Here is a 9,448-nt window from a genome sequence, read left to right as displayed (position 1 = left end):
CGGCTGTCGCCGATCCACCCGACGGTCAGCTCCCCGCGACCCGACCCACGGCCGCCGCGGCGCCCCCGGCGACCGGGACCCCCGATGCGCCCGACGGCCCCCGCGCCGGTGGCGGCGACCCCGGCACCGCTGCCGGAGCCCCCGCCGGCAGCGGCCCGGTCGACCCGCGGGTCCCCGCCGGTGGGACCGGCGGGTCCGAGCAGCCACCGGTCCCACCGGCGGAACCGCCCCGCCCGGGCGGTGGTGAGAACGGCCGGGACCACGTCGAACGGTCACTGGCCGGAGTGGCGGGCGTCAGCGACGTGGGGCTGCGCCACCATCGAAACGAGGACGCCTTCTCGCTGTCGACCTCGGTCCTGCCCGACGGCACCCCCGCCGTCATCGCGGTCGTCTGCGACGGCGTCTCCTCCTCCACGCGGCCCGACGAGGCGTCCGAGGCCGCGGCCGAGGCTGCCGGCGGCGCGCTGGCCACCGCGCTGGCCCGCGGTACCGAGGGCAGGCGTGCGATGCACGACGCCCTCCTGGCTGCCGGTGAGGCGGTCAACGCCCTGGCGCGCCAGGAACGCGTCCCCGGCCGAAATGCCCCGGCCTGCACGCTGGTGAGCGCGGTGACGACCGGCGGGGAGCTGACCGTCGGGTGGATCGGCGACAGCCGGGCGTACTGGCTGCCTCTGGAGGGCAACGCCCATCCGATCCGGCTGACCGAGGACGACTCCTGGGCGGCGCAGATGGTGAAGGCCGGCCTGATGTCCGAGGAGGAGGCGATGAAGGACCGGCGGGCGCACGCCATCACGGCGTGGCTGGGCGCGGACAACCCCGAACCCGAGCCGCACACCGCGTCGTTCAAGCCCAACCATCCCGGAGTCGTGGTGGTCTGCACCGACGGTCTGTGGAACTACGCCGACTCCGCGGAGGAGATGGCCGCGAAGGTGCCGGGCGACGCTCGGACCTCACCGCTGCCGAGCGCCCAGCAGCTGGTGCGGTACGCGCTCGACTCCGGCGGGCACGACAACGTGACCGTCGCCGTCATCCCGTTCCCGACGCCGGACGCCGACCGGGGCGAGCGGCGGGAGCAGGCGGCCGGCCGCGCGCCGGTGGCCCCGACCGAGACCCAGTACGTCGCCAGACCCGACTGACCCGGAGGCAGCAGCGATGGCGGAACGGCCGCCGAGCCACCACGCCGACCGCCTGCCGCGGTTCGCGGTGGAGGTGCACCAGAACGAGCACCTCCACCGCGACGCGGAGGAGGTCCACGCGGTCGTGACTGTCACGACGACCGCCGCGCCGGGGACGCCCGGCCCCGGCGACGGCTCGGACACGGCGGTCGTGGTGATGGTGGACTGCTCCGGTTCGATGAACTACCCGGCCGGCAAGCTCGAGGCCGCCCGGGCGGCGACCGCAGCCGCCGTCGACGCGCTGCCGGACGGCGTCTCCTTCGCCCTCGTCCGCGGTACCCACCGGGCCGCCGAGATCTACCCCGGCGGCGGCAGGACCGCGACCGCCGGGCCTGCGGCCCGAGCGGAGGCGAAGTCCGCGCTGGGGTCGCTCACCGCCTCGGGCGGTACGGCGCTGGGGAGTTGGCTGACGCTCGCCGACGCGCTGTTCGCAGGCACCACCGCCCGGATACGCCACGGCGTCCTGCTGACCGACGGCCGCAACGAGCACGAGGAACCGGCCCGGCTGGACGCCGTGCTGGACCGCTGCTCGGGCCGCTTCACCTGCGACACCCGGGGTGTGGGCACGGACTGGGAGGTCACGGAGGTCCGCGAGATCGCCGCCCGGCTGCTGGGCACCGCCGACATCGTCCCCGAACCGGCTTCGCTGACGGCGGACTTCGAGGCGATGGTCCGGGCGGCCACGGGCCGGGGCGTCTCCGGTGTCGCGCTGCGGCTCTGGACACCGGCCGGAGCGACCCCGGTCTTCGTCAAGCAGGTCGCGCCCGCGGTCGAGGACCTGACCGGTCGCCGCGCCGACGCCGGTCCGGGAACGGGCGACTACCCCGTCGGCTCGTGGGGGGTCGAGTCGCGCGACTACCACCTGTGCCTGCGGGTCCCCGGGGGCGATGTCGGGCAGGACCTGCTCGTCGGCCGGGTGTCCCTGGTCACACACGACCCGTACGGCGCTGTCGTCACCCTGGGCACGGCGCACGTGAGGGCGGTCCGGACCGGGTCGAGCGCGGAACGGACCGCGGTGGACGCCCATGTCGCCCACTACACCGGGCAGTCGGAGATGGCACTCGCGATCGAGGAGGGCCTCGACCTGCGGCGGCGCGGCGACGCACACGGCGCCACCGCGCGACTGGGGCTCGCGGTCCGGCTGGCGCACCGTTCCGGGAACGACCGGACGGCCCGGCTCCTCGCGAAGGTGGTGGACGTGGACGATGCCGTCGACGGTACTGTTCGACTGAAGGCGACGGTGTCCGACGCCGATGAGATGACCCTCGCGACCCGGTCCGCCCGGACCGTCCGGACTCTCCGGGGAACGAGATGACCAGAGGTGGAGGCACGCTCATGCCGACATGCCCGAACGGCCACCAGTCGATGGCCGACGACTGGTGCGAGGTCTGCGGTCACCGCATGCAGCCGACCGTGGGCGGGCCTCCCCCCGGACACGGCTACCCCGCTCCGCTGCCGCCCCCCGCCGGCGGGCCGCCACCGCCGCCGGGCGCGACCGCGCACAGCGAGATGTGTCCGCGGTGCCACACCCCGCGCACCTCGCCCGGTCCGTACTGCGAGGAGTGCCGGTACAACTTCGCGGACAGCCGGGCGACCTCCTACCTGCCGCCGCAGTCCGGTCACGGCGCTCCCCCTCCCGGCTATCCCGCCCCGCCCGCGCAGCCGTTCCCGCAGCCCGGGTACCCGCCGCCGCCACCGCCGCAGCACGGCGCTCCCCGGTCGGAGCCGACGGGCGACTGGATGCTGCCGCCGCCCACCACGCCGCCCCCGCCGCCCCCCGTCCCACCGGGTTCCGCCGACCCGCGCGCCGGCGGCTACGGCGGCACGGGCGGCGGCGGTTGGATGGTGACGATAGGGCCCGACCGCGAGTACTTCGCGGCGATGATGCACCGCTCCGGCCCGGAGGCCGCGCAACTCTCGCTGCCCTCGTACGCCCCGGAGCAGCAGGTCCGCCTGGCCGGGCGGCAGATGACGATCGGGCGCAGGCGCCAGTCCAGCGGCGCGACCCCCGACATCGACCTCGGCCGCGCCCCCGAGGACCCGGGCGTCTCCCACCAGCACGCCGTCCTCGTGCAGCAGCCCGACGGCAGCTGGGCGGTGGTGGACCAGGACTCCACCAACGGCACGACGGTCAACGGCTCCGAGGAACCCATCCAGCCTTTCGTCCCGGTCCCGCTGGCCGAGGGCGACCTCGTCCACGTCGGCGCCTGGACGACCCTGAGGGTGACCCGCGGCTGACCCTGCCGCACCGGCGGCGGGAGCACCACGCCGCGCCTGCCCGCGGGCAGCGGTCGCCCCGGACCGCGACCCACGTGCGGGTTGACGTGATCGTGACCCGTCGGGCCGCGATCCGGGCGGGGACGCCGTCCTAGGATCGCTCCATGACCACGTCAGCCATCACGGCCGAGGGACTGCGCAAGCGCTACGGGGACGTCCTAGCGGTGGACGGCGTCTCCCTCCAGGTCGAGACCGGTGAGTTCTACGGCATTCTCGGGCCCAACGGCGCCGGGAAGACGACGACGATGGAGATCGTCGAGGGGCTCCGTGAACCCGACGAGGGCAGCGCGCTGCTGCTCGGCGAGCCCTCCTGGCCGCGCAACACCGATCTGCTGCGGCGCATCGGCGTCCAGCTCCAGGCCTCTGCGTTCTTCGAGAAGCTGACCGCCCGCGAACAGATCCGCAGCTTCGCGTCGTTCTACGGTGTCTCCGACGCGCGCGCCGACGCGATGCTGGACTCGGTGGGCCTCACCGACAAGGCCCATGTGCAGGACGACCGCCTCTCCGGCGGGCAGGCGCAGCGGCTCTCCATCGCCTGCGCGCTGGTCCACGACCCTGAGTTGGTCTTCCTCGACGAACCCACCACCGGGCTCGACCCGCAGGCCCGCCGCAACCTGTGGGACCTGCTGCGCGGCATCAACGAAGAGGGCCGCACCGTGGTGCTGACCACGCACTACATGGACGAGGCCGAGACGCTCTGCGACCGGGTCGCCGTCATGGACCGGGGGAAGGTCCTGCGGGTCGGCCCGCCGCGGGAGCTCATCGAGGAGCTGGGGGTGGACAGCCTGGAGGACGTCTTCCTCTCGCTGACCGGGCGGGAGTACCGCGAGTGAGAACGCTGTGGAGTCTTTCCAAGGTCATGGTCCTCGGCATGGTCCGGGACCGGACGGCGGTCTTCTTCATGCTGCTGTTCCCCCTCATGTTCCTGCTGCTGTTCGGCGCGCTCTTCCAGAGCGACGGCAGCGGGCGGGTGACGGTCGCGCAGGTCGGCCCCGTCGAGGTTCTCGACACCCTGCCCGACGAACAGCTGGCGGCGCTCGACGAGAGCCTCCGCCTGGAGCGGGTCGGCGATCGTGAGCAGGCGCTGGAGGACGTGCGCCAGGGCGACCTCGACGGCGCGGTGTGGGAGGAGGACGGCGAGGTCTCGGTGCTCGTCTCCGCCGCCGGACAGGGCACCTCCGGTGTCGTCATCGGCCTGCTCAACGGCCTGGTGCAGGAAGCGAACGTGGCGGCGACCGGCCAGGAGCCCGCCTACCGCGTCACGACCGGGCAGGTCGAGGACGAGTCGGTCAAGCCCATCCAGTTCCTCGCCCCGGGCCTGCTGGGCTGGGCGGTCGCCATGGGCGCCAGCTTCATGTCGGCCCTCACTCTGGTCAACTGGCGGAAGAAGCGACTGCTGCGGCGGCTGTGGCTCGCACCGATCCGGCCTTCCCAGGTCGTCGGCGCGCGCGTGGGGGCCAGCGTGGCGCTGTCGCTGGTGCAGCTCGCGGTGTTCCTCGGCGTCGCCGTCATCCCCTTCTACGGGTTGCGGCTCACGGGCAGCTGGTGGCTGGCGATCCCTCTGGTCGTCTGCGGCACGCTCGCCTTCATGTCGGTCGGTCTGGTGATCGGTGCCTGGGCGAAGAGCGAGGAGGCCGCCAACGGCGCGCTCCAGGTCGTCATCATGCCGATGGCCTTCCTCTCCGGCTCGTTCTTCCCCACCGACAACATGCCCGGGTGGCTCGGCGCTGTCTCCCAGGCGCTCCCGCTCAAGCACCTCAACGAGGCCATGATGTCGGTGCTGTCGCGGGGCGGGGGTCTGTCGGACGCCCTGCCCACCATGGGCATCCTGTTGCTGTTCGCCGCGGTGCTCACCGCGGTCGCCGCCAAGCTCTTCCGGTGGGACAACGCCTGACCCCGGCCGCGGGTGCCCCGGCGGCACGGCGTGCGGTGGTGCGGCGGGGCGCGGAAGTGAAGCGTTCCCGCCGTCGGGTCCGCGCCCGCCGGGACGACCGGCCCGGCACCCTGGGCCGGTCGGCGGGGCACGGTCGTGACCTACGCCCGGAGTCCTCGGCCGACCGTCTGAGACCATGGACGGGTGACTCAGATCCCGCACGGCAAGCTGGAGACCACCACCTTCTACGAGCAGGTGGGTGGCGAGGAGACGTTCCGGCGGCTGGTCCGGCGGTTCTACGAGGGAGTCGCCGGCGACCCGGTGCTGCGCCCGATGTATCCCGAGGAGGACCTCGGACCGGCCGAGGACCGCTTCGCGCTCTTCCTCATGCAGTACTGGGGTGGCCCGCGCACCTACAGTGACAACCGCGGCCACCCGCGTCTGCGGATGCGGCACGTCCCGTTCCGTGTGGACCGCGAGGCGCACGACGCCTGGCTGCGCCACATGCGGGACGCCATCGACACCCTGGAGCTCGCACCCCACCACGAGAAGCAGCTGTGGGACTACATGGTGTACGCCGCCGCATCCATGATCAACACACCGGACTGAGCCGCCGCTCCCGCCCGTCGGTCGCCCGACCGGCACCCCGCCCGACGGTTCCGGCGACACACGTCCGGTCCGCGCCGCACGGCGACGGCGTCCTCGGTGACGAGCCGGGTCCGGTGACGGCCGGCCGGCGCCGGGGGTGACCGGCGGTCACGGCTCACGGCCGCGGGTGGCGGGGTCCGTCACAGCGGGGTGAGACTGAGGCCCGGCCTTCCCGCTCCCCGGACCGCCGTGGAGCCGTGCGGGGTCCGCAGCCGCAGCCACGGCCCCGCGGCGAGCACGGGCACCGGCACCTCGTCGACGGGTACGCCGCCCACCGGTTGCAGGAACCCGAGGGCGTGCGCCGCGTGGACCGCTCGCAGCGGGAGCGACGTGCCCGGCAGCGGACGGTTCCATATCTCCTCGGCGAGCGCGTCGAGCGCCGCACGGGTCCGTTCGGTGTGCCGCAGTGCCTCGCTGCGGGACCGGAACTCGGCCACCACCGCGCCCGCCTCGGCCCGGACCTCCGCCAGCGAGGGCTCCGCGACGCGACGCCACTGGCCGCGCGGCGGCAGCATCCCGGCCCAGGACGGACCGGTCACCGGCGGCGGCACGGTCAAGGTCGCCGTCTGCTCGTCGATCCCGTCCAGCAGCTGGCCGGCGGAGACCGTCGCGTCGAGCTCGGCCGGCGGGCCGGCTGCCGGAGCGGGGCCGGGCGACGAGCTCGCCGCCGTCGCGCCGGGCACGTCCTCCGCCGGGCCGACGTCGGCGTCGGCGTCGGCGTCGGCGTCGGCCACCGTGGGAACGAGGCGACTGGTCCGTACCGCGAGCACCTCGAAACGCGCGGGGCGCCCGAACGCCGCGAGGACCCCGTCACCGGAGGCGCGCAACCTCACGGCGGCCGCGCGGTCCCACTTGAGCTGTCGGGTGAGAAAAGCCGCGAGGCCGGCGGCGTCGGTCTGGTCCGCGAGACTCAGCCTGGTCATGCCGTTGGTCGTCCTCATGTCGGTTCAGGGTGGTCCCCGGATCGTACGCATACCTCCCGACGGGGCACGAGGCCGCCGTCACGGGGATGTGCCACGGGGGCAGCAGGCGGCCCCGGTGGCAGGCGGCACGATGCCCCGCCGGTCCTGCCGACGGGGCATCGTGCCGCACGGGACTCCCGGGGGGGGTCAGCCGGCGCTGCCGGAGGAGGTGGCCTTGTCGTCGTGGTACTCCGCGAGCAGTTCCCGTTCGGCGGGGGTCAGCCGCCGTGGCCGCTGCCCCTTGAGGTCGAACGGCACGATGACGGTCGACGCGCGTACGTAACAGGTGTCGCCGTCGAGGACCTCGTAGCCGAAGGTGGCCGACGCGGCGCCCGTCTTGTTGACCCAGATGTCTATCGCTACCGGTTGGTGCCGGTGGACCAGGGGCCGCAGGTAGTCGATCTCGTGCCGCGCCACCACGGAGCCCCCGGTGAAGGGCTCGCCGTCGGCGCCCGAACCGACCTCACGGGCGAGCCGCCACATGAAGTCGATCCGGGCCTCCTCCAGGTAGCGGAGGAAGACGACGTTGTTGACGTGCCCGAAAGCGTCCATGTCGGACCACCGCAGCGGGCAGCTGAAGGTGTGCCGCACGTCAGCCCCGCGTCAGCTTCTTGTAGGAGGCGCGGTGCGGACGCGCCGCGTCCGGGCCCAGCCGCTCGATCTTGTTCTTCTCGTAGGACTCGAAGTTGCCCTCGAACCAGAACCACTGGGATTCGCCCTCGTAGGCGAGGATGTGCGTGGCGACCCGGTCCAGGAACCACCGGTCGTGGGAGACGACCACGGCGCAGCCCGGGAACTCCAGCAACGCGTTCTCCAGGGAGGACAGCGTCTCGACGTCCAGGTCGTTGGTGGGTTCGTCAAGGAGCAGCAGGTTGCCGCCCTGCTTGAGGGTGAGCGCGAGGTTGAGGCGGTTGCGCTCACCGCCGGAGAGCACCCCGGCCGCCTTCTGCTGGTCCGGGCCCTTGAAGCCGAAGGCGCTCACGTAGGCGCGCGACGGCATCTCGACGTGGCCGACGTTGATGTAGTCCATCTCGTCGGAGACCACGGCCCACAGCGACTTCTTGGGGTCGATGTTGGCCCGGTTCTGGTCGACGTAGGAGATCTTGACGGTGTCGCCGGTCTTGATGGACCCGCTGTCCGGCTCCTCCAGCCCCTGGATCATCTTGAAGAGCGTCGTCTTGCCGGCGCCGTTCGGGCCGATCACACCGACGATGCCGTTACGGGGCAGAGTGAAGGACAGGTCGTCGATCAGGACCTTCTCGCCGAAGCCCTTGGCGAGGTTCTCCACCTCGACGACGACGCTGCCCAGGCGCGGGCCCGGCGGGATCTGGATCTCCTCGAAGTCCAGCTTCCGCATCTTGTCGGCCTCGGCAGCCATCTCCTCGTAGCGGGCCAGACGCGCCTTCGACTTCGCCTGGCGACCCTTGGCGTTGGAGCGTACCCACTCCAGCTCCTCCTTGAGGCGCTTCTGACGCTTGGCGTCCTTCTGCCCCTCGACCTTCAGGCGGGTCTGCTTGGTCTCCAGGTACTTGGAGTAGTTGCCCTCGTAGCCGTGGGCGCGGCCACGGTCCAGCTCCATGATCCACTCGGCGACGTTGTCCAGGAAGTACCGGTCGTGGGTGATGGCCACCACGGTGCCCGGGTACTTGGCGAGGTGCTGCTCCAGCCACTGCACGGACTCGGCGTCCAGGTGGTTGGTGGGCTCGTCGAGGAGCAGCAGGTCGGGGGCTTCGAGCAGCAGCTTGCAGAGGGCGACGCGGCGCTTCTCGCCACCGGAGAGGTTGACGACGGCCCAGTCGCCGGGCGGGCAGCCCAGCGCGTCCATCGCCTGCTCGAGCTGCGCGTCGAGGTCCCACGCGTTGGCGTGGTCGAGCTTCTCCTGGAGCTTGCCCATCTCCTCCATCAGCTCGTCGGTGTACTCGGTCGCCATCTGTTCGGCGATCTCGTTGAACCGGTCGAGCTGGCCCTTGGTCTCGGCGACACCCTCCTGGACGTTCTCCAGGACCGTCTTCGTCTCGTCGAGCGGGGGCTCCTGGAGGAGGATGCCCACGGTGGCGCCGGGCGCGAGGAAGGCGTCGCCGTTGGACGGCTGCTCCAGGCCGGCCATGATCTTCAGCACGGTGGACTTGCCGGCTCCGTTGGGACCCACGACGCCGATCTTCGCGCCGGGCAGGAACGCCAGCGTGACATCGTCGAGGATCACCTTGTCGCCGTGCGCCTTGCGTGCCTTGCGCATGGTGTAGATGTACTCAGCCAAGAGATACCGTCCGGCAATCGAAGAAGTGACGTGGGGAATGGGTCCCATCCTGCCGCATGGCGGCCCCCGGGCGGAAATGCGGCCGACGATCACCGGCCGACACCGGCGCCGGCCCGGAGCCCGGAGCCGCTGACCCGGACCTCGACCGGCGCCACCGCACGGCCCGGGGAGCAGCCGGCGCGGGCGCGCCCGGTGGCGCCGCAGGGGGAGCGGGACCACGAGCCGTCCGCGGCCGTCCGCGGGACCTCCGGCGCGC

At 72.8% G+C, this 9,448-nt stretch carries 9 protein-coding genes; 6 read left to right on the top strand and 3 right to left on the bottom strand.

Translation table 11 applies throughout. The annotated features are described in order from the left end of the window. The 6 genes from HCJ92_RS19115 to HCJ92_RS19090 form a co-directional block, all read left to right on the top strand. Positions 1-1,136, top strand: a 1,136-nt coding sequence (locus HCJ92_RS19115) for a PP2C family protein-serine/threonine phosphatase (protein ID WP_245241007.1), incomplete at its 5' end; no start/stop codon positions are given. 16 nt (positions 1,137-1,152) lie between these two features. Then, positions 1,153-2,490, top strand: a complete 1,338-nt coding sequence (locus HCJ92_RS19110) for a VWA domain-containing protein (protein ID WP_167934845.1) — start codon at positions 1,153-1,155, stop codon at positions 2,488-2,490. Between the two features lie 20 nt (positions 2,491-2,510). After that, positions 2,511-3,413: an FHA domain-containing protein gene (locus HCJ92_RS19105; protein ID WP_167934844.1), complete on the top strand. Its 903-nt coding sequence runs from the start codon at positions 2,511-2,513 to the stop codon at positions 3,411-3,413. Positions 3,414-3,556: 143 nt separating this feature from the next. Further along, the gene (locus HCJ92_RS19100) at positions 3,557-4,285 is read left to right on the top strand and encodes an ABC transporter ATP-binding protein (protein ID WP_167934843.1); all 729 of its coding nucleotides are present in this window, start codon (positions 3,557-3,559) and stop codon (positions 4,283-4,285) included. After that, the gene (locus HCJ92_RS19095) at positions 4,282-5,346 is read left to right on the top strand and encodes an ABC transporter permease (RefSeq protein ID WP_167934842.1); all 1,065 of its coding nucleotides are present in this window, start codon (positions 4,282-4,284) and stop codon (positions 5,344-5,346) included. Before HCJ92_RS19100 ends, HCJ92_RS19095 begins: the two co-directional genes overlap by 4 nt. Positions 5,347-5,529: 183 nt before the next feature. Then, a complete protein-coding gene (locus HCJ92_RS19090) occupies positions 5,530-5,934 on the top strand; it encodes a globin domain-containing protein (protein ID WP_167934841.1) in 405 nt (134 codons plus the stop codon). Positions 5,935-6,113: 179 nt separating this feature from the next. On the opposite strand, the gene HCJ92_RS19085 is transcribed toward HCJ92_RS19090, so the two are convergent. The 3 genes from HCJ92_RS19085 to ettA form a co-directional block, all read right to left on the bottom strand. Continuing rightward, positions 6,114-6,914, bottom strand: coding sequence for a DUF8010 domain-containing protein (locus HCJ92_RS19085; RefSeq protein WP_245241006.1), 801 nt, complete (start codon positions 6,912-6,914; stop codon positions 6,114-6,116). A 168-nt stretch (positions 6,915-7,082) separates the two neighbouring features. Beyond that, on the bottom strand, positions 7,083-7,526 hold the full coding sequence (locus tag HCJ92_RS19080; RefSeq protein ID WP_167934840.1) for a thioesterase family protein: 444 nt from the start codon (positions 7,524-7,526) through the stop codon (positions 7,083-7,085). 1 nt (position 7,527) lies between these two features. Further along, a complete protein-coding gene (ettA, locus tag HCJ92_RS19075) occupies positions 7,528-9,192 on the bottom strand; it encodes an energy-dependent translational throttle protein EttA (RefSeq protein ID WP_167934839.1) in 1,665 nt (554 codons plus the stop codon). Positions 9,193-9,448: the final 256 nt, after the last annotated feature.

It is taken from the genome of Streptomyces spiramenti (genome assembly GCF_012034385.1).
Taxonomy (GTDB): Bacteria; Actinomycetota; Actinomycetes; order Streptomycetales; family Streptomycetaceae; genus Streptomyces; species Streptomyces spiramenti.
The sequence above is the reverse complement of the archived record's forward strand: the minus strand, read 5'-3'. Positions and strand labels throughout refer to the sequence as shown.

Bases quoted from the DNA above. Each gene is read 5' to 3' on its own strand.
- HCJ92_RS19085 (WP_245241006.1), bottom strand. From the start codon at position 6,914: ATGAGGACGACCAACGGCATGACCAGGCTGAGTCTCGCGGACCAGACC.
- HCJ92_RS19105 (WP_167934844.1), top strand. From the start codon at position 2,511: ATGCCGACATGCCCGAACGGCCACCAGTCGATGGCCGACGACTGGTGC.
- HCJ92_RS19100 (WP_167934843.1), top strand. From the start codon at position 3,557: ATGACCACGTCAGCCATCACGGCCGAGGGACTGCGCAAGCGCTACGGG.
- HCJ92_RS19110 (WP_167934845.1), top strand. From the start codon at position 1,153: ATGGCGGAACGGCCGCCGAGCCACCACGCCGACCGCCTGCCGCGGTTC.